This is a genomic window from Paenibacillus sp. IITD108 (assembly GCF_036541265.1).
GTDB lineage: Bacteria > Bacillota > Bacilli > Paenibacillales > Paenibacillaceae > Pristimantibacillus.
Genome location: NZ_JAZHCT010000001.1, coordinates 392,017 through 412,783, shown reverse-complemented (window position 1 = coordinate 412,783; position 20,767 = coordinate 392,017). Strand labels below are relative to the sequence as shown.

Here is a 20,767-nt window from a genome sequence, read left to right as displayed (position 1 = left end):
GACGCATCGTTTGAAAAGTAACGCCTGCGAGTACATTAAGTCATTGTCAGGTACCAAGAAGCCGCACCTTTCAAGGATGAGTCGAACGTGTCGCAATGGGCGCAGGATGCTTTGCAGCTTGCTGCAAGACATGGCATCGTCAACGGCTATGCTGACGGGAGCTTCCGCCCGCAGCAGCATGCGACTCGAGCCGAGGTTGTTGCGTTGTTTGCTCAAGCTTTGCTTCCCTTGCTTTAGGAGGACACTCGTTCCGTTAATTGCCCCGGAAAAGAAACGGCGTCTTCAGTCGAAGACGCCGTTTCTGCAGCGTATAATAGCCTATGGTTTGCCGTTTACTTCGTCCGCATGTGTAACCCGGTTTCTGCCATTGCTTTTTGAGGCATAGAGCGCCTGATCGGCTTTTTCCAGCAGGCTTTCCTTCGTATCGTCCTGCACAGCGGTAGCTGCTCCAATGCTGACTGTAATTTTGTATCCGCCAAATTGAGCCATATCAGCCGCTATACGATATTGCTCTGCGATTCGGACCGCCTCATCCGCGGTGGCACCCGGCAGCATAATGACAAATTCCTCACCGCCAAAGCGTGCGGCAAGATCCTGCTCACGTGACGTTTCTTGCAGCAATTGGGCCAAGCCGGCAAGCACAAGATCGCCTGTTGGATGCCCATACGTATCGTTGATTTTTTTAAAGTAGTCGATGTCGATAATGAGCAGTGAAAGTGGTGTGCCTTCCTGCTGAAACTCGGCAAACGCTGCCAGCAGCTTCACTCTGAAATAGCGGCGGTTTTTTAGTCCCGTTAAAGCATCGGTATTTGCAAATGATTCAAGCTCGCCGTTGATTTGAATCAGCTCCTGCTGCTTGCGTTCATATTCTGCATGCAGCAGCTCAAGCTGTTTATTCGCCTCGTTCGTCGCCGTATACAGCTCTTCCAATTTTAGTTTGCTTTGCATAACATCCTTTTCATGCTCGATTCGTTTGCGTATGGCGACAGCTACGCAATCAATGCAGCTGATGCCATCGCGCTCCTGACGAATGCCGTTGAGTAGAACCGGAATATCCTGCTTGTCCTTTGAGCGCAGCGAAAAGTACATTTCGTCCACTTGTCCATAGAGCTCGATATGCGGTGTGAAATACGTATGAAAAAACAGTTTGTTTGTAACAGACAAAATCGTTTCAATATGCTTGTTCAGCAGTTCATCGCGCTCAAAGTTCAGCATTTGAAGTAAGGTATAATTAACAGCTTGTATAATTCCTTTGTTAGAAAGCGAAAAGTATCCACATGGTGCTGTATCTAGTTGGGTATCCATTTGACGTTCCTCCAGCTTATCCGCATTTGGCTAAGTATTGTGAAATAAGCGCAATCGTTTCCTGCGGATGGCTCAGCTGCGGGTAATGCCCCTTGGCTTCCATCTGGGCAAGCGAGCTGTGCTTCAGCTGCTTATGCAAATAGTTGCCGACCTCAACCGGCGCGATGCTGTCATCCGAGCATTGCAATATAAGCGTCGGTACGGTAGCCAACGGCAGGTTTGCACGGCAATCCGACATGAAGGTTACCTCAGCAAACTGCCTTGCAATATGCGGGTCTCTTGAACAGAATGTGCGCTCCAGCTCTTCTGCCAGCTCTTTGCGGTCTGCATTCTGCATTACGATTGGAGCCAAATAGCTGGCCCAGCCGATAAAATTCATCTGCATCATCGTTAGCAGCTCTTCAATATCACTCTTGTCAAAGCCGCCGAAATAATCAGGCAGATCGTTCATGTAGCGCGGAGAAGGTCCAAGCATAATAAGCTGCTTAAACAGCTCCGGCTTTCGAATGGAAGCAAGCAGGCCAATCATGCCGCTTACGGAATGGCCGACGAATATAACCTGATTAAGCTGCATTGCTTCCAACACTTCAATGACATCGGTCGCATAGCCTTGCAAATCATTATATTTGACAGGATCATACTGATCAAGCTGAGAGCGGCCTGAACCGACATAATCAAATAAAACAACCTGATATTGCTTGGAAAAATGAGGGACGATATATCGCCACATATTTTGGTCACAGCCAAAGCCATGTGCAAAAACAATCGCTTGATCACCTGATCCACAGGTTTGTACATAATTGCGCTGCAAAATATCAATAGAAATATGTAACGCTCCTTTAATAGTAATTGTCATTTGCTGCAGCTGCTATTTTAAAGTGAACGTATGATGTCCACGCTTTCGCACAAGGAAATGCGCGATGATCGTATAAGCAATTGCCAGCAGTGCGATAAAAATAGCAAATCCCAGTGGTTCGGGGCGCATAACGATGGCAATAGCGCTCAAAGCCGATACAAAGCTGGTAATAAAATAGTAGAACGGATTTTTAATATTAAGCTCGGTCGTATAAGGCTGGAATATATAATATAAAAATAGATGATGAACCGAGAAAAACAGCGCTAACGCCAATACGCTCAGCCATAAATAAGCAATATCCGCATTCCAAAGATTAGTGCCGGCAAGCATAAGAGCAATAGTCAGTACTAGGCCAAGCAAAACGGAAATAACCGTATTTTGAACTAATATTTTATAAAAGCGAATACGGAAATGGCGATATGCCGCATGGCGGTAAAATCCGTATCGGAGCAAGCTGATGTCACAATGATAGAACATAGCTTTGCAAAGCTTTTCTCCAATTGTTAGGAAATACATCACCATAAATAAGAAGGGCAAAATGATCCGAGTCTCTATATTTATATCGGCAAGCTGCTGTTGAAACAGCAGTAATCCGGCAATGATGATTACGCCAGCTATCGCTATGATGGCGAGCCGCTTGTAATAAGGGCTTGTCACGATGCTGTGATGTCTCGCGAAAAATAGCGCATTTAAGTAGTCAAACCCTTCTTTGCGCTCCAGCTGCTCGCTATGGGCGGGCTGTTTGGCATAGTCGCTTTCCTTTGTCTTTACACTAGTTTGCTGCGCTTCCGTTATCATTCGCCCTAGATTAAGCAAAGGGTCATCGCGTCTTGTTGCAGCGTCGGTAATCGCTCTATAGTCTCGGTATCGATGCAGCTGGAAGGCTGCTGCAATACCCATGAAGCCTATCAAAATAAAAGCGACCGGATGAAGCAGCAGCTTGCTCGTAGCCGGCACATGATGCAGGTAAAGGGGCAGGAAAGCAGCGATATAACCTAAACCGATTACGAGCCAGACGATAGCTTGCTGTTTAATAAGTATAATATTCGTTTTTTCATAAAGTTTAAGATGTAAGTATTCCACTGCAATTCTCCACAGTGTGACTGATAAGCAAAGCAGTAGGATTTGTATGAATGAGCCTTTCAGTAAAAGCCCGAACAACAGCAGGACAGGCAGCAGGTATACAAAAAAAGCAATATAACGCAGAGTTAATGACGAACGCATATAGGAATTGGGATGAATTCTAAACAGCTTGATAGCCACATATTTCTCGCGCTTTGGCTCTAGCATAACTGCGCTGCTCGTGCCGGAAACAATAAAGCTGATAACAAAGAAAATATGAACGAAATACTGCCACAGCACGTCCTTAGGCAAGCCTTCCCCAAGCCATACGGCAGGAAGATAGACGATTAGACCGATATAGAGCAGGCGCAGCAAGACGTTCCAAATTATTCTTATAATAGAAACTACAATAGTTAGCGCCTGCTTCGCCGATAGATTGGCATAGAGCTCATCCGTAACGAGTCTTTTAATGAAAGGAAGCTTTTGCAAATAGTATATAAATATATTAATAGCAGTTGAGGTTTTGATGGACTGCAGTGTTCTAAAGCTGTTCAGCATGGCTATCATCCTTCAATAATTGTATGACTTTCTGTTCAAAATCAGCGCTATGCAGCAGCTCCGCAGGAACAGAGGACAGCTCCCCTTTATGAAGCACGACCAGCTCATCGCAAAGATCGGATGCCAGTTGCAATATATGTGTAGAAAAAATAAGAATATGGTTCGTTTTCATTTCACGCAGCAGCTTTTTCATCTCCAGCGCAACGATAACGTCAAAGGAAGTAAGCGGCTCATCCAGTAAAATGACAGGCGGCTTTGTAATTAGGAAAAGCAGCATTTGCAGCTTGTTTTTCATGCCGTGGGAGTACCCTTTGATCAGCTTATGCCGATCCTCAACCGACATGCTCATCAGCTCGAAGTACTCATCAACAGATTTATCGATGTGCAGCTTGTCCTTATTAATATCGATAAAAAATTTCACAAACTCATAGCCTGTCAAAAACTCCGGCAATATCGGAAGCGAGTAAACGTAGCCGACATCCTCGCCTTGAAGCGGCCTGTCACCGGCTTCTGTACGGATGAGAGCTTGTCCGCCGTCCATGGCCATTTCTCCGCTCAGGCAGTTGAACAGCGTTGTTTTACCAGCGCCGTTGCGGCCTAGCAATCCGTATATTTTTCCCTTTTCAAAAGTAAACTCCGCACCTTGCAGTACTTTTTTGGAATCAAATTGCTTAGTTATTTGCTGCAGTTTCAGTTGCATAACGTAACCCTCCAATTGCTGGCAAGCTTCTTATTTATATATGATACGTCAGATACTCAAAAAGGTCACACATTAGCAGGATGGAGAAGGAGCGCAATTCGTAAAGAAAAAAACATTTAGGAAACATATTGCAAAATTGTTCGTCTATGTAAGTAGTATTATGAGAAGGAGAGTCGGAGGCATGAAACCTTTCGCGGCGATTTCTATTATTTCATTAATTATCGTAGGCTTACTCATTATGCCAAGCTTGCAGCGAGAACGAACAGGAGGCAGCAAGGTTGATGAGACGCTTAGTATTGGCGTGCTTGCTTCGAGCAAACCTTCGACGAAACCTTTAACAGAACATATGACAGCACCAATAAACGGACAAACCTCTGCGAACAGCCTTCCAGAGCTGTTTGACGAATTGGAGGTTCAGCTTGCTTCGGCAGATGGAGGGTTCCAGCTGAAGTTGTATGGGGGGGATTATCCGTTTCGAACAGTGAGTACGACGGATTACGTTGTGCATGGGGTTGCCCGTTATAAATCTGAGGAAAGCGAAAATGGACAAGGCGGGGACCGCTTAGATGCCGTAGTTGTTAAGCCGGATACTCAAGAAGTAAAAGTATTTCCTCTGTATGAGCTTAAGACTCAGCATCATAGTAACAGCTCTTTATTTGAATTTATCGATGAGCGGACGATAATTTTTGTTAAACCTGCCTTTGAGCAGGACGTCTTTGTTTATGATTTGGCCTCGCTCAATATTGAAACCGGCGCTGTCTCGGTTATTTCTCCTCATATATGGGAGATTAGCAAGCATGATAATATACATGCTGAAGACTTTTGGCTAAGCGCTCATGTGGAAAAAGCATCAGGCAATTACCCTGAAAAACTGCTGCTTTCTACTTTTAAAGGCCAGGTACTGCTTATTGATCTGGCCAGTGGCCAGGTAAAGTCTAGCAGCGAGGCTGCTTACCCTGCTTATGGCGACCCTGGCAGCAAGCCGCCGCGCGAGCTGGTTTTTCCATCGCCAGATTTGCAAAGCCTGGTCTATCAGCATGTCGATGAGAACCAAATTATGATTAGCAACCAGTTTGAACTGCGACATACAGCCGGAAATCAATTGATTGCATCGTTTGAAATGGATGAGCAGCTTATATTGAGGAGTCCGGGGATCGAATGGGATAACACAAGCGAAATGTTTATTTTGGAATACGCCAAGGATTTTATCGGAGAGACATTTGATAATGGGCATTATGTCTTCGCAGAAGGGATTCGTTTTTTTGATAAAAAAGGGAATGTGCTAAGAGATTTGGTTATACCTGAAAATTCTGGCCAGCGCTTGAACGCATTTGGCTGGCAGGAGGATGGCAGGCTGTGGGTCGAATACTTCAAACCTGAGGGATCCGAGGAGACGGTATGGCGGAAAGGTGATATTTCATACAAACTGTATGATGTTCAGTCGGGTAAACTAACTAGCTTCAATAAAACGAGTGATATGGATAAGCTGACAGACCCTGTCGTTGTTAAAAGGGATATAAGCTATGGAGCAGCGCCGTTTTTGATGGTTGATTACAAAAATAAACTTGTGTGGGAGCCGCCCTTGGGAGCGCATGCGAAATATGGAGATGATTATTTGTATATTCAGCTTATGGCTGAGGAAGCTGCCCATATTCAGCGTTGGGATGCTAAAAGCCGTTCATGGTCATGGATGACATCAGAAACTGAAAACTACAACAATGATCCTTATTATTTCACAACTACGCATCTTTTTAAGGACCAATGGCTGATCTCCCCCCATTTTAAAAGTAAAAGTATCGATTATATATTCATGAGCAGCGAGGTTAAACGCAATGCTGACGGATTGCCTGTGCTTCCTGCGGCGTTTGCAGACGAGCGGACAGGCGATGAGTGGTGGAGCAATGACAGTTATAGGAGTTCCCGCAGCGTCAAGCATAGCCGGGGAACTGTCCGCGCAATAGGAAAGTCCCGTTATGGATCCATACAGCTGCAGGCTCAGCCGGGTGAACGGATGATGCGCAATGGCGCACAACATAATTACTATGGATCTTATCAGGTAGAAATGACCGATCGCGCCGGTCAAAAAACACTTTTGGAGCCTCTTTCTGATTTCGGCTTGCGGCAAGAGGAGACCGTCTCTAACATGATCAGCTATGCGTTTGACGGATATGATGTGCTGCTGCTTCAACCGGACAGTTATCGTTTCAGCAAAGGGTTCGATGGCAATGTGAAAAGGGTTTTAGCATATGCGATTACGAAAGAGGGGACGGCATTCCCGTTGATGTTTCAATATGCGGCGGACGCTGGGACGGAACGTGCTCAAACGATTACTATAAATGACCAAGCTGCTATTCAAATGGCGGACGGTCATCTCATTATTCAATCGATGCTCGGCGATGGGCGTTATGAGCTAGCTTTGAAACCCAATTTGGTCAATCAGACGTTGACGGTGGCCGATATAACGGATCGGAAGGCTGAATACAAGGAGCTGCAGCATATTGCGGATCGCTATGCCAAATTTTTAGAGCAGGCTTTGGGGCTTGAGGATATCGCTTTGCCGGATGGAAGAATGGATGAGGAGCAGCTGCGAGATTTATTTACCGATAAGGCGTGGAATAATGCCGGCTTTCAATATTTGAAGCGCGATTTTGCCAAAAGCAAAAAGGAAGGAATGCCATCGAGAGCCTTCGCTTGGCAGCCGATCGATGCGAAGTGGGCGGGACCTGACGAAATAAAAGTAACCTATACATTGAATCTTTGGTATGCGATTGGACTCGCTGCGCACTTGGAGGCGCGGATGAAGCTTGTTGACGGCGTGTGGAAGTTTTGGGATTTTGGCATATTGGAAACAGAAAAGAGCGAGGACATGCCTGCGTATGATGGACTTAAAATTGTGCCGAAGTGAGCTCGAAAGCTAGCCGATCAGACGTTCCGCTATTACGCCCAAAATCGCAGTTTTGAGGCAGCAAAGTGACAGACGTTCCGTTATTGAGCAATAAATCACCGAAAATGACCATTTAGAGCTGAATAGCGGAATGTGTGACCGCGAAAATGTAAAAATGGCGAGTTTGATGCAAATAGCGGAATGTCTGACCGCGAAATTGTGCACGAAAAATTTAACGAATGTAAGGAGGAACGAAGAGCAAGATTGGGAATGGAGAAGCGGCAGCGTCCGCCTTTGTAGGCCGATTTTATCCTTTACAGGGGTTATTTCATCAAAAAAATCGGACTACAACAGCGGTCGGAATCCAAACTTGATCGTAGTAACATCCCTTTCGATTGCTTGCTAAGACTGCTGATTTTCGTTACAATTTTAATCCATCTAAATTTGGTGAAATCGAGCTTCTCAATCGAGCTCGATTTTATTCTTACAAGCCGGATATGACCTTCCTTTCCTATATAGGAAATGGTATAATTAAACAGAACGTATATTCGTGAAAAGCAAGCAGCAATTTAAAAACTAATCGCAACCATTCCTTCCATTTTCTTGACTACAAATTAGAAGAAGCAGGCAATGGTGCTTATTAATAGAGGATCGGAGATTTGGTATGAAATATGCTAGCCTGCAAGAGTGCGTCCTTGATCTGGAGAAGCATGGCCACTTGATTCGAATAAAGGAAGAGGTTGATCCTTATCTGGAGATGGCCGCCATACAGCTGAAAGTATATGCAGCAGGCGGACCAGCGTTATTATTTGAAAAGGTAAAGGGCTCCAAGTATCAAGCTGTTTCTAATTTATTTGGCACGATGGAGCGCAGCAAGTTTATTTTTCGAGATACGATAGAGAAAACACAGGAGGTCATTGCACTTCGCAATGATCCAGCCAAAGCGCTTAAGAAGCCGTTTCGTTATATAGGTACAGGCCTCGCGGCAAGAAAGGCGCTGCCAATTAAAAAGAATAAGCTGCCTGCTCATTTTGAGGAGATTCAAATTTCTGATTTGCCGCTTATTAAAAGCTGGAAAAACGACGGAGGCGCCTTTGTTACTTTGCCGCAGGTTTATTCCGAGGATCCGGAGAAGCCGGGCATTATGAATGCCAATCTGGGCATGTATCGGATTCAGCTTGACGGCAATGAATATGAGCTCAATAAAGAGGTAGGCGTTCATTACCAAATACACCGCGGCATAGGAGTTCATCAGTCCAAGGCTAATAAGCTGGGCCAGCCGCTTAAGGTCAGCTGCTTTATAGGCGGCCCGCCTTCTCATACGCTATCAGCGGTCATGCCGCTGCCGGAAGGCATGAGTGAGCTAACGTTTGCGGGATTGCTGGCCGGGCGCCATTTCCGTTACAGCTATGTAGACGGCTATTGTATTAGCCATGATGCCGACTTCATCATTACCGGGGAAATATATCCAGGCGAGACAAAGCCGGAAGGCCCATTCGGCGATCATCTTGGTTATTATAGCTTAGTTCATCCTTTTCCTGTTATGCGTGTTCATAAGGTATACGCAAGGCGCAATGCGATTTATCCGTTTACGGTAGTAGGCCGGCCGCCGCAAGAGGATACTTCCTTCGGCGAGCTGATTCATGAGCTGACCGGCGGTGCGGTCAACAAGGAAATACCTGGCGTTAAGGAAGTGCAGGCCGTTGATGCTGCCGGCGTTCACCCGCTGCTCCTTGCGATTGGCAGCGAGCGCTATACGCCATTTCAGCAGACGAAGCAGCCGGCCGAGCTGCTCACGATAGCAAACCGCATATTGGGTACGGGCCAGCTAAGCCTTGCCAAATATTTATTTATCGCTGCTGAGGATGCATACAGCAGCGAACAGAAAGACGGTGCTCATAACAACCAAAAGCCGGCTTTAAGCACATATCGTGTTGAGGAGTTTTTCACATATATACTAGAAAGAATAGATTTGCAGCGCGACATTCATTTTCAGACGAACACAACAATCGATACGCTAGATTACACTGGCATGGGTCTTAACAAAGGAAGCAAAGTTATATTTGCTGCTGTAGGAGAGCCGGTCAGAGAGCTTTGCCGCCAGGTTCCGCGGCTGCTGGAGCAGCTTGTTGACCAGCAGCCTCTGGATTCAAACGATCCAGCTTTGGAGAAATTGCGCAGCGTCGGCTTCTCGCAGCCAAGCTATGTCATGCCGGGCGTTATCGCAATAGAAGCGCCTGCTTATACTAGCCGCTTCAAGGGCGAGGAAGATGTGCAATCGTTATGTGAGGCGATTAACGCAGCAGGCAAGCTGCCGGATTGCCCGCTCATCATCGTATGTGATGACAGCCGTTTTGTCAGTGAGTCGCTCAGCAATTTCTTGTGGGCGACCTTTACGAGAAGCAATCCTTCCCACGATATTTACGGGGTGAACAGTACGATGGACTATAAGCATTGGGGCTGTGATAATGTAATTATTGATGCGCGCAGGAAGCCCCATCATGCGCCGCCGCTATTGCCGGATGAAGAGGTAGAAGAAAACATAAAGCGATTATTTGCGAGCGGCGGAAGTTTGGAAGGCATTTTGAAGTAGATTGAGCAAATAGCCCTGGCATTATTTCGTATGCCGGGGCTTACTATTTTGCCGTGGACAAGGCGCGCCCCTTGTATTAGGATGGGAAGAACGGAGAAGCCGTTTAACCAGGACGATTAAATTAAAGGTTGTGGCGAGATGAAGAAGCTAAGCGGCAATAATGGAAATAGCAAGGCTTATTTTCATTTTGATAATATGTATTTTGAAAATCCGCAGCAGCATGAATCGATTATTTTATATCAGATTGGCGATTTGAGCTGCAAAAAGGGATATACGGTCGCGGATCATCGCCAATATTGCTACGAGATCAGCTATGTTGTATCCGGTAAAGGTGAATTTCATATGGATAACAGGCGCTTCGAGGTTGAAGAAGGGGATATTATTTTGAATGTTCCCGGAGAAACTCATTATATCCGCACCGATGACGAGCAGCCAATGCGGTACTATTATGCCGGCTTTAATTTTGATGCCAGCAATGAAGGCAGTCCTGCTTTTGTACATATAAAAAAAATGCTTGATCAAACCCAATACCCTATCGTCAAAAACAGGCTGCAAATCGATGTGCCATTTGTAGGTATTTTTAATGAGCTGGTTCATTTGAATAGCTACTCCTCGGTAATGGTAGGCATGTATTTGCGTCAATTGATCGTAATCGCTTACCGCAGCTTTCATGAAAACTGGGATCTGGGCTATAAGCCGGAGCTGAAGGAAGCAGGCGCCTCCAGTATGGTCTATGAGGTCATTAATTATATTGATGTTCATTTGCAAAGAATAACAGAGCTTTCCCAAATTGCAGAAGAGCTTCATTATAACTACTCTTATATGTCCAACTGCTTTTCCAAGGAAATTGGCCTGACCATCCAGGAATATTACAATCGCAAACGATTCGAAAAAGCTGTGCAATGGCTGAAGGAAGGAACGATGAATATTACATCTATTGCCGAAAAACTGAATTATCAGTCGATTCATACATTTAGCAAGGCGTTTCGCAAAAATTTCGGCTTATCGCCCTCCGAATATCAAACGATGACCAAGGTTGCTGAGACCATCACAAATAAGGAACAATGAAATGTATAACTAGGCTAAATCCTCTCTTTACACAATTTGTTAAAGTAAGCAGTATAGCGCTTATTTAAAATTTGATGATGAAGGGATGATATTGACGATGTCAAAAATGAAAATTGCGGTTATCGGTTCCGGGATGATTGCTCAGACCGCTCATATTCCAAGCTATTTGAAGAATGATAAGGTTGAAATTAAATATATCGTAGATCCATTGCTGGAAAGAGCGCAGAAGGTTGCTGCTGATTTCAATATACCTAACGCTGTTGCTGACTATAATGTCGTGCTTGCGGACGAGGAAGTGAAAGCGGTTTCGATTTGCACGCCTAACGATTTGCATGCTCCCCTTTCGATTGCTTTTTTGAATGCTGGCAAGCATGTGCTTTGCGAGAAGCCTGCCGCTCTGAATCTGGAGCAAGCGAAGGAAATGAAAGCTGCAGCTGAGCGTAACAATTGCATGCTTAATATTGGCGTAGTCAATCGTTTTAATACATCGATTAATTTAATTAAAAACATGATTGATGCAGGTGAATTGGGCAATGTTTATCATGTGTATTGTTCATTCCGCTCACATCGCTCGATTCCTGGCCTTGGCGGTCCGTTTACGACAAAAGCAAAAGCAGGCGGAGGCGTGCTTGTAGATTGGGGAGTTCACTTCCTTGATATTATTTTCTATTGCCTCGGAGATGTGAAGGTACAATCGGTAAATGGCGCAATATATAGTGAAATGGCCAAAAATATGGAGGATTACGCTTATCAAAATATGTGGGCTGGTCCGCCTGTATACGATGGGGTTAATGATGTAGAGGATTTTGTTACAGGACTGCTTCGCACCGAAGGTCCTACGATAAGCCTTAATGGCGCATGGGCGCAAAATATTGGCGAGTCGGCGATGTTTATCGAGCTGCTTGGCGACAAAGCCGGCATTAAGCTGGAGTATGGAGGCAACTTCAAAGTATATTCGTCCAAAGGAAAAGTGCTGCTGGAGACCACTCCTGCCTATGAGAAAGCCGACGGCTTCTATGAGGAAATGAAGGATTTCATCGAGTCCGCTTCAACTGGCGTGAAGTCGCGCAATCATATCGACAACGCCATCCAAATTACCGAAGTGATGGATGCGATTTATAAATCCTCTGAATTGAAAAGTGAGATTAAGCTATGAAAAAGATAGGTTTTCTCGATTTCTTTTTAGACGAGTGGCATGCTAACAATTATCCGGGATGGATCAGAAACAATATTGCAGCTAAGAACAGACAGGTGGAGCTGGCGTATGCCTATGCCGAAATCGATAAGGCTGGCGGTCTGACTACCGGACAGTGGTGCGAGCAGCATCAACTTGAAGCCGTTTCTTCTATAGAAGAGCTTGTCGAAAAATCGGATTATTTGATTATACTTTCACCGGATCATCCTGAGCATCATGAGCGTCTGGCTCAGCTTCCGCTTCAAGCCGGCAAACCGATCTATATGGATAAAACATTTTCGCCGGATTTGGCTGCCGGCATAAGAATGTTTGATCGCGCAGAGCAATATGCCACACCTCTGTTTTCCAGCTCAGCCTTGCGCTTTGCTGAACAGCTGGCATCCTATCCGAACGAGAAGATCAATGCGCAGTCGATTGAATATATTGCATCTACCGGTCCAGGGCAATTCGATAATTATTCTGTTCATCAGTTTGAAATGATCGTTGCAATGATGGGGACTGGTGCGAATCGCTTAAAAAGCTTCCCTACAGCTAATGGCAGATTGCTTATTATTCAATATGAAGATGGCAGGCAAGCCTCCATGCAGCAAATGAGTGAAGCGCCATTTCAATTGAATATGCAGCTATCCGATGGCAGCAGCGTATGCGTTAGTGAAATGAGCCACATTTTTGAACGTTTGATCGACAGCATGCTTGATTTTTTCGAAACGGGAGGCAAATCTCCTGTTCCGAGGGCAGAGACGCTGGAGATCATGGCTTTAATTGAAGCGGGCAAGCAAGCAATTGCCAAGCCTGATATGTGGGTTGAAATTGTGAAGGATAGATAGGTACTTATATAGGAAGAAAGAGGCGGCAGCCCGTCATACGAGCTGCCGCTTCTTTTTTTTAATTAAAAATATCTTTAACTAAAGCGTTGAAGTATTAAAGTGCGCTGCCGCCAAAAATCATGCGATATTCCCAAGACGTATTTTTGATGTTGTCAACGCGTACGCCGCCGCTCTTTTTGGAGTAGGTGTGAAGAACTTTATTATTGCCCAGATAAATAGCGACATGCGTAACTCTTTGCTTATCTTTATTAAGTTTGGAATAGTTTGATTTTGAAGCTCCACGGTAAGACATGAAGAAGATAAGATCACCGCGTTTTAGGCTGGACAAGCTTCTTTTGATTGTTGAATGCTTTTTAACGTAGCTTGCTTGCGTTCTGGAGTTGCCTGGCAGTGTAATGCCTGCTGCTTGCTTAAATACGTGTTTTACAAAATCAGAGCAGTCAAATGTTCTGGTCGTGCTGCGGTTGGAGCCAAACTCATATGGTGTTCCTTTATATTTCATACCCAGCGAGATCGTTTTCTCGATCTTGGAAGATGTGCTTGATGCTGCATACGCATGTCCGTCAGTGTGGATCGGAACAATTCCAGTTATGAGCAACGTTACTGCAATGATGCTTGCAACAATCGTTTTAGTGAATAGGCTTTTCTTCATGTTAGTGATGCACCTCCTGTTTGATGAACTTACCGTAACATAGGAATGATAGCGTTTTTAAGCTGAAATATATGGAAGAAAAGCTTGATATGGCACTGCAGACGGGTTATCCACTCGACCTTGGTCTAGTGTATAAAACCGTCCGAAGTCCGTTTTGAAAAGGGTTTGAACGATCTATACTAAGTACATAAGCAAGAGAAACATCGGTTCAAAACGAAGCAGCTAAATGAGTAAATTCTAATAATAGAAAGGAGAATGAACTGGATATGAATGGGAAAACAGCAGTTGGAACGTTGTTAATTGCTATTGGAGCACTAGCCGTCCTGAATCTTCTAGGCATTAAACTCGGAGCAATTATAGGAATGTTTATGCCGGTTATTATGATCGGCTTAGGAATACTAGGATGGGCTAATCAGAAGAAGGTGATTGGTGGTATACTTATCGTATTAGGCTCCTTGATGCTACTAGCCAAACTAAGCGGCTTGTTCATGTGGATTATCGCAATCGGCCTAGTAGTCGCCGGATATTCAGTAATCAAAAATAACGGACGCAGAACGTATCGTTAGGAGGAAGAAATGAATGAGCATTGTTAAACGAGTTCGCGACATTACAGTTGCAACCTTAAATGAAAGATTGGAAAAAGCCGAAGATCCTGTTAAAATGATCGATCAATTCCTTTGGTCAACGAGAGAAGAAATTATACAAGCCGAAAGGCTTTACCAGCAATATGCTGCTCACAGCAATCATCTTAAAGCGCAATGGCTGCAGGCAGAGCAGCAGAAGGAGCGCCGCGAGCAGCAAGCGGTAACGGCTTTGAAAGCTGGCGAAGAAAATTTGGCCAGAATTGCATTGCAAGAAAAAGCAGGAGCGGAAGAGAGAGCGGCCCAATATAGAGAGTTGTACGAGCAAAGCAATGGACAAATGCTGGAGCTGGAGGATCAGCTTCGCCAAATGAGAAGCGAGTACCAAACGGTGTATGACAAGCGTGAGTACTATGCGGCTCGAATGGAGTCGCTGCGCTTGCAGCAAAGAATGAATCATCGCTACGGTCAAGGGATGAACGGCAACCAGCCAGGCACTATGTTCCGCAGAATGGAAGACCGCATTAGCGATATGGAGCTTGAGGCGCGAAGCCTGCGCGATGTTCGACAAAGCACTCAGCAGCATTTTTCAGGCTTGGGTGAAACGATTCAGTCGACAATCGAACGCGAGCTAGCTGAGCTTAAGAAAAAGCTTCAGAAAGAAGGTTGATAACAGTGAATAAATTATACCGCTCTAGTCGAGATAGAAAGATTACTGGCCTATGCGGTGGATTGAGTGAATATTTGAATGTCGATGCTACATTGCTGCGCATATTGCTGGTCGTAGTTACTGCCTTCTCTGGAGGAACGATTATAGCGGTTTATATTATTGCAGCGTTAGTTGTACCGAAAGAACCGCCGTATTACGGAGATTTTGGACCGAATCATCATTCCAATAATAATTATGTTCCGCCATACGGAGCAGGACCAGGTCCAGGTCCAGGCCCGGGACCTGGAGGATATGATCCTTACCGCTACAAAACACAGCATCAAACCAATATGTATCAAACGCCGCCTAAACCAGACTGGTCTGAACCGGCATACAAAGCTGACCCTGCTGTAGATAAGCAGTTCGATAGTATGATGGATGATTTGGAGAAAAAAGCGTTAAAGCGTGAAATTGAACAATTAAAATCAAAAATTGAGAAGTACGAGAAGGGAGAATAATAAAATGGGTATTTTCAGACGTATGAAGGATATGACAAAAGCATCGGTGAATGAGGTTTTGGACAAAATTGAAGATCCTGTAGTTATGCTTAATCAATACTTGCGAGACATGGAAGTGGAGATTCATCAGGCTGAGGTTACAGTAGCCAAGCAAATGGCGAATGAGCGCCGCATGAAGCAGCGCCTTGACGATGCAGTTCGCGGTGTAACAGAACGCGAATCGAAGGCAGAGGCAGCTCTGAGAGCAGGACAAGAAGAGCTTGCACGTCAAATGCTTGAAGAAAAGCTATATTTTGAGCAAAAAGCTAATGAGTATATGGAGCTCCATGGCCAGACCAAAGCACAGGCAGACGAGCTTATGCAGCAGCTGCACGGCATGAAGGAAGAATTTTATCAAATGCGCAACAAGCGCAATGAGCTGGTATCCCGCGCACAAATTGCAAAAGCGCAAAAGCAAATGGCGCAGTTGTCCAGCAATCACTCGATCGACAATGGCACTGCATCGAGAGGCTTCCAGCGCATGGAAGAAAAAATTATGCAGATGGAGGCGGAGGCAGACGTATTCAGAATGCCATACTCCTATAGCAAATCTTCGTCCAGCCAAGTAAGCCCGGTTGATTTGGAAAAGCAAATGAAGGTTGACGCTCAGCTTGAAGCATTGAAAAATAAATTGAATGGTTCAAAAACAGAAGCTGAATAAATGGTGAATTGCTGAAGTAGCAGGCCGTATACGGTCTGCTGCTTCATGCTGACTACAGAAATTTCTTGAAAATATACCTGTTCACTAGCAAGGAGCTGTGACTGTTGTGCAATCGAACCAGATGAATAAAACGAAGCAGGAGCAAATGCTGGAAAGAAGAAAAAACTACAAGGAGACAGTATTGTGGCTGCTTATAATAATAGGATTATCAGTTATTGTCTTGCAAGCGACTGGACTAGTTCAAATTGTAACCTTGCAAGGGAAATGGCCGATTATCGGCTTGACAGCGGTTGGCCTCGGCCTTGCTGCGGCCACCTTTAACAGCTATTTGCAAAATTCTAGGCTGAAGGCCGCCATTGAAAGAATGAAGGATCAGCAAAAAAAGAGAACTTTTGCAGTTACTTTGCCTCATGCGGAAGGTGAGACGGGGCAGCGGGCAGAGACGGCCGAAGCGGATCCCATGTGGACGGAAAAGGTTAAATTTACAGCTGTTATTGAAGAACGCCAGCGTCTGGCGAGAGAATTGCATGATGCTGTCAGCCAGCAATTATTCGCTATTTCGATGACGGCAACTGCTGTAAGCAGAACGATTGAGAAGGACTGGGAAAGAGCCAAAAGGCAGGTGCAGCTAATTGAAGAGATGGCTGCTGTTGCGCAATCAGAGATGAGAGCGCTGCTGCTGCATCTTCGCCCTGTTCATTTGGACGGAAAAAGCCTGGGCCAAGCTCTTGCTTCTCTAGTAGAGGAGCTGAAGCAAAAAATACCAATGGCGATCCAGCTTGAGGTTGACGAATCGATTTCCATGCTGCCGCAGGCTGAGGATCATTTGTTCCGCATAGCGCAGGAGGCGCTGTCTAATACGCTTAGGCATTCCAAGGCGGATCGCATGCTCATTAAGCTGTTAAATTATGATAATAAGGTGCATATGACCATTCAGGATAATGGAGTCGGATTTGATGTCGAGCTGAAGAAGCAATCCTCCTACGGGCTGCTTACGATGGAAGAGCGTGTAAATGAGCTCGGAGGCGCTTTTCAGGTCATGTCGGAGGCTGGCGTTGGTACAACTATTCATTTGTGGATTCCTGTGCCGGGCATCATGCATGGGGATAAGGAAGGCGGAATAGTACGATGAAAGCGAACGATGGGGAAAATCAAGTTGTAAAAGTACTTTTAGTGGACGATCACGAAATGGTTCGAATCGGACTTGCAGCGGTGCTGGATACGGAGGATGGCTTGGAGGTAGTAGGGGAGGCCAGCAACGGGGCGGACGGTATAAGGCTAGCACTTGCTTATAAGCCGGATGTAGTGCTCATGGATTTAGTAATGGAAGGCATGGATGGCGTAGAGACAACTGCTAAGCTGATGGAGCAGCTGCCTGACTGCAAGGTTATCGTGCTGACCAGCTATTTGGATGACAGCAAGCTGTATCCGGTTATTGAAGCTGGAGCTTTCAGCTATTTGTTAAAAACGTCGCGTGCTACAGAAATTGCCGAAGCGATTCGCGCAGCAGCAAGGGGGCAATCTGTTTTGGAATCGCAGGTCGCAGCCAAAATGATGAACCGTATTCGCCAGCCAAAGGCGCAGGAGCAGGTGCGTCTTCATGATGATCTGACGGATCGCGAGATGGATGTTCTGAAGCGCCTGGCCAGGGGGATGTCCAATCAAGAGATTGCGGATGAGCTATTTATTGGTGTAAAAACAGTTAAATTTCATATTACGAATATATTCAACAAGCTCCAGGTCGAGGATCGCACTCAGGCGGCAATATATGCGCATAAGCAAGGAATTGCAGAGTAACTGACAGCATTTGATGCCGATGTCAATTGCTTGCTGATGCTGTCATAAACGCGTTCCATATCCTCTTTCAGCCGGCAGTCGAAATGTAGCGTATTTTTAAGAAAAAAAAGACATTATCACTAGTTTTCACTAGTTTTTAGAAGTTTCCACTAATAGGTAGAAATACGGGCAAAATTCAGACATAATGAAGCTCCTAGGTATATTTGGAAGGGAGTAATGTGTCTATGTCTCATGCTCGTATGTATTGCAAGACAAGTACGTTGGCGCCGGCTCCAAAAAAAAAACGTAAAGAGAAGGCTGCTCGAGGAAGAATTCGCATTCGAACCGTCCTTTTGCTGCTGGCCGTATTAATGTTTACTGCTTGGTGGCAGGCTGATCGGGCAGCATCAACGGACAGCATCGATAATCAGCTTAATTATGATTTAAAGCAGCTGTGGCTTATGACCCCCTCATATTTTGCAGCAGGCGTGAAGGATGCAGAATGGTCGATTCGCTGGGAGTTTACGACACAGTCTTTGATTGCCCAAAATAAGCTGATTGAAGCGCTGCTGCCGAATGATAAATATGAAGGCCCCGTTCCAAAGCGGATAACGAATGACGGAAAAACGATAACTGGCATCATTGAAGGCATGGGACAAATCGCCATTCATGATCTGGAAGAAACTGAGTACAGCAATAAATATATGATCGTATGGTCTTATGCGGGCAAGCAGGCAGAGGCGTTAACAGAAGAAAAGCTGCTTAAAGCTGCGGCAATGATCAGTGAGGCGATAACCCCGTATTCATCTGCACCTGCGATTGCAGTAAAGCTGCAAGGAAATGCTCATTCGGATTGGATCAAAAAGGATTGGGACAGACTAACACAAGCAGAAACTCTTCAATCCTACGAGGAAGACGGAATTAAAAGCGTGCTTTACTACTCGGCCAATCTTAGAAGCTATGCTTGGATGAAGGAAGGCTACAAAGCCAATATGCAAGTCGCGCTTAAAAAACATACAGAATCTGATACATATAAGCTGACGCTAGGAGTGCCGGCTATAAGCGGAGAATTTTAACGAATTGCGGGTAAAGATACGTAATTTGATAAAGAAGCTGTCTGTCATTTTGCTTTAACCAATTTGTAATTTTTGGTACATCAATCACTTTTTTTTATAGGCTTCTTAATGGCGTAAAAGGAATGAATATGCTAAACTACATAACATGTGGGTGGGTTGAACCAAAATTTATAAGAAAGAATGAGGCAAATGACCGACAACAATACAATTTCAATAGAATCTGCAGCTGCTGAAGGCGCTGTATACTATTTGTTCGGAGCAACAGGAGATCTGGCGCGGCGCAAGCTGTTCCCGGCGTTGTTCAGTTTATATAAGGAAGGTAAGTTAGCCGATAATTTTGCAGTTGTAGGATTAGCCCGCCGTCCACGCACAAACGAGCAATTCAGAGAAGATTTATTCGAATCCATCAATGAGTTTTGCCGTTATAAAGCTCAAGATTCTGAACTGTGGAAGCGATTTACGGAGCATTTCGTTTATATGTCGCTTGACATTAATAATGTAGATGGCTTTAAAGAGCTAAACAGCCTATCGGAGCAGCTGGAGCAAAAATTCAATATTCAAGGCAACCGTTTATTTTATTTGGCGCTGGCGCCATCCTTGTTCGGTCCTGTGTCTTTGAATTTGCGTGACGGAGGCTTGCTGGAATCGCGAGGCTGGCACCGCCTAGTAATCGAGAAGCCATTTGGCTATGATCTGCCTTCAGCAGAAGCGCTGAATGAACAGCTGGGTCAAGTGTTCAAGGAAGAGGAAATCTATCGCATCGACCATTATCTTGGCAAGGAAATGGTGCAAAACATTCAAATGATTCGTTTCGCCAATGCCTTTTTCGAGCCGCTTTGGAATAATAACTATATCGCTAACGTGCAAATTACGCTGTCCGAGACGGTCGGGGTTGAAGAGCGCGGCGGTTATTATGACAAATCGGGAGCACTGCGCGATATGGGACAAAACCATATGCTGCAAATGCTGACCATGATCGCGATGGAGCCGCCAAGCCGGCTGCACGGCGAGGATATTCGCGACGAGAAGGTGAAGGTGCTTCGTTCACTGCGCAATTACGCTAACAGCGGTGAGGTCCGCAGCAATGTCGTTCGCGCGCAGTACGCCGAAGGCTCACTTGGCAATAAGCAGCTGCCAGGCTATCGTCAAGAGGATTCTGTAGGAGAAGCTTCTACGACAGAAACTTATTTTGCAGCTAAAGTTTTTGTAGATAATTTCCGCTGGGCAGGCGTTCCTTTCTACATAAGAACGGGCAAGCGGCTGCCGGTCAAAACGACGGAGGTCGTTATTGAGTTCAAGTCTATGCCGCAAAATGTACTGTTTGCAAAGAAGCAAGACCTGGCTCCTAACCTGCTAGTCATTCGCGTTAATCCGATGGAAGGCATCTACATTAAAGTGAATGCGAAGACACCAGGGGCTGACAGCACGATTCAACCCGTTGCGATGGAATTTTGTCAAAGCTGTCTCGTTGGCTTGAATACGCCGGAAGCTTATGAACGTCTCATTTATGATGCTGCCCGCGGCGATTCCACTTACTTTACACGTTGGGATGAGGTTGCCCAGGCGTGGTCGTTTGTTGATCGTATTGCACAAGCCTGGAAGGAAAGCAGCAGCGATCTTCTTCATTATCCAGCGGGATCATGGGGGCCGAAGGAAGCAGATCAGCTGCTTGCTCAGGATGGCTTCCACTGGTGGCCGGTTAATGGCCAGGATGAAGATAATGTAATATGGGTAACGAACAGCGGCAAGTAATGCCGCTGTTTCACT

General features: G+C 45.4%; 19 protein-coding genes. 14 read left to right on the top strand and 5 right to left on the bottom strand.

What is annotated here, in order from left to right; translation table 11 throughout:
* Positions 1-42: 42 nt before the first annotated feature.
* A complete protein-coding gene (locus V1L65_RS01715) occupies positions 43-237 on the top strand; it encodes an S-layer homology domain-containing protein (protein WP_331697339.1) in 195 nt (64 codons plus the stop codon).
* An 81-nt stretch (positions 238-318) separates the two neighbouring features.
* On the opposite strand, the gene V1L65_RS01710 is transcribed toward V1L65_RS01715, so the two are convergent.
* From V1L65_RS01710 to V1L65_RS01695, 4 genes are read right to left on the bottom strand one after another with little or no spacing between them, the layout of a single operon-like run.
* A complete protein-coding gene (locus tag V1L65_RS01710; protein WP_331697312.1) occupies positions 319-1,305 on the bottom strand; it encodes a sensor domain-containing diguanylate cyclase in 987 nt (328 codons plus the stop codon).
* Between the two features lie 16 nt (positions 1,306-1,321).
* Entirely contained in the window at positions 1,322-2,131 is an 810-nt protein-coding gene (locus V1L65_RS01705; RefSeq protein ID WP_331697338.1) for an alpha/beta fold hydrolase, read from the bottom strand.
* Positions 2,132-2,173: 42 nt separating this feature from the next.
* A complete protein-coding gene (locus V1L65_RS01700) occupies positions 2,174-3,790 on the bottom strand; it encodes a hypothetical protein (protein ID WP_331697311.1) in 1,617 nt (538 codons plus the stop codon).
* On the bottom strand, positions 3,765-4,481 hold the full coding sequence (locus V1L65_RS01695) for an ABC transporter ATP-binding protein (protein WP_331697310.1): 717 nt from the start codon (positions 4,479-4,481) through the stop codon (positions 3,765-3,767). The genes V1L65_RS01700 and V1L65_RS01695 overlap by 26 nt, the downstream gene beginning before the upstream one ends.
* 181 nt (positions 4,482-4,662) lie before the next feature.
* Here V1L65_RS01695 and V1L65_RS01690 point away from each other — a divergent pair, with 181 nt between their 5' ends.
* The 5 genes from V1L65_RS01690 (at position 4,663) to V1L65_RS01670 (ending at position 13,048) form a co-directional block, all read left to right on the top strand.
* Positions 4,663-7,386 carry a hypothetical protein gene (locus V1L65_RS01690; RefSeq protein ID WP_331697309.1) on the top strand — a complete coding sequence of 908 codons (2,724 nt, stop codon included), beginning with the start codon at positions 4,663-4,665 and terminating at the stop codon, positions 7,384-7,386.
* A gap of 643 nt (positions 7,387-8,029) precedes the next feature.
* Positions 8,030-9,958, top strand: a complete 1,929-nt coding sequence (locus V1L65_RS01685) for a UbiD family decarboxylase (RefSeq protein WP_331697308.1) — start codon at positions 8,030-8,032, stop codon at positions 9,956-9,958.
* Positions 9,959-10,096: 138 nt separating this feature from the next.
* Positions 10,097-11,026: an AraC family transcriptional regulator gene (locus V1L65_RS01680; protein ID WP_331697307.1), complete on the top strand. Its 930-nt coding sequence runs from the start codon at positions 10,097-10,099 to the stop codon at positions 11,024-11,026.
* Positions 11,027-11,123: 97 nt separating this feature from the next.
* Positions 11,124-12,182, top strand: coding sequence for a Gfo/Idh/MocA family protein (locus V1L65_RS01675; protein ID WP_331697306.1), 1,059 nt, complete (start codon positions 11,124-11,126; stop codon positions 12,180-12,182).
* Positions 12,179-13,048, top strand: coding sequence for a Gfo/Idh/MocA family oxidoreductase (locus V1L65_RS01670; RefSeq protein WP_331697305.1), 870 nt, complete (start codon positions 12,179-12,181; stop codon positions 13,046-13,048). The genes V1L65_RS01675 and V1L65_RS01670 overlap by 4 nt, the downstream gene beginning before the upstream one ends.
* Before the next feature lie 94 nt (positions 13,049-13,142).
* Here V1L65_RS01670 and V1L65_RS01665 read toward each other — a convergent pair whose 3' ends face one another.
* A complete protein-coding gene (locus V1L65_RS01665) occupies positions 13,143-13,700 on the bottom strand; it encodes a C40 family peptidase (protein WP_331697304.1) in 558 nt (185 codons plus the stop codon).
* Between the two features lie 266 nt (positions 13,701-13,966).
* On the opposite strand from V1L65_RS01665, the gene V1L65_RS01660 reads away from it, so the two are divergent.
* The 8 genes from V1L65_RS01660 to zwf all read left to right on the top strand — a co-directional run bounded on the left by V1L65_RS01660 (position 13,967) and on the right by zwf (position 20,752).
* Positions 13,967-14,266: a LiaF transmembrane domain-containing protein gene (locus V1L65_RS01660; RefSeq protein WP_331697303.1), complete on the top strand. Its 300-nt coding sequence runs from the start codon at positions 13,967-13,969 to the stop codon at positions 14,264-14,266.
* 13 nt (positions 14,267-14,279) lie between these two features.
* Positions 14,280-14,951, top strand: a complete 672-nt coding sequence (locus tag V1L65_RS01655) for a PspA/IM30 family protein (RefSeq protein ID WP_331697302.1) — start codon at positions 14,280-14,282, stop codon at positions 14,949-14,951.
* 5 nt (positions 14,952-14,956) lie between these two features.
* A complete protein-coding gene (locus tag V1L65_RS01650) occupies positions 14,957-15,448 on the top strand; it encodes a PspC domain-containing protein (protein ID WP_331697301.1) in 492 nt (163 codons plus the stop codon).
* 4 nt (positions 15,449-15,452) lie between these two features.
* Positions 15,453-16,148 carry a PspA/IM30 family protein gene (locus V1L65_RS01645; RefSeq protein ID WP_331697300.1) on the top strand — a complete coding sequence of 232 codons (696 nt, stop codon included), beginning with the start codon at positions 15,453-15,455 and terminating at the stop codon, positions 16,146-16,148.
* Positions 16,149-16,269: 121 nt separating this feature from the next.
* Entirely contained in the window at positions 16,270-17,280 is a 1,011-nt protein-coding gene (locus V1L65_RS01640) for a sensor histidine kinase (protein WP_331697299.1), read from the top strand.
* Positions 17,277-17,945 carry a response regulator transcription factor gene (locus V1L65_RS01635; protein ID WP_331697298.1) on the top strand — a complete coding sequence of 223 codons (669 nt, stop codon included), beginning with the start codon at positions 17,277-17,279 and terminating at the stop codon, positions 17,943-17,945. Before V1L65_RS01640 ends, V1L65_RS01635 begins: the two co-directional genes overlap by 4 nt.
* 224 nt (positions 17,946-18,169) lie before the next feature.
* A complete protein-coding gene (locus V1L65_RS01630; RefSeq protein WP_331697297.1) occupies positions 18,170-19,000 on the top strand; it encodes a YwmB family TATA-box binding protein in 831 nt (276 codons plus the stop codon).
* A gap of 189 nt (positions 19,001-19,189) precedes the next feature.
* Positions 19,190-20,752 carry a glucose-6-phosphate dehydrogenase gene (gene zwf, locus V1L65_RS01625; protein WP_331697337.1) on the top strand — a complete coding sequence of 521 codons (1,563 nt, stop codon included), beginning with the start codon at positions 19,190-19,192 and terminating at the stop codon, positions 20,750-20,752.
* Positions 20,753-20,767: the final 15 nt, after the last annotated feature.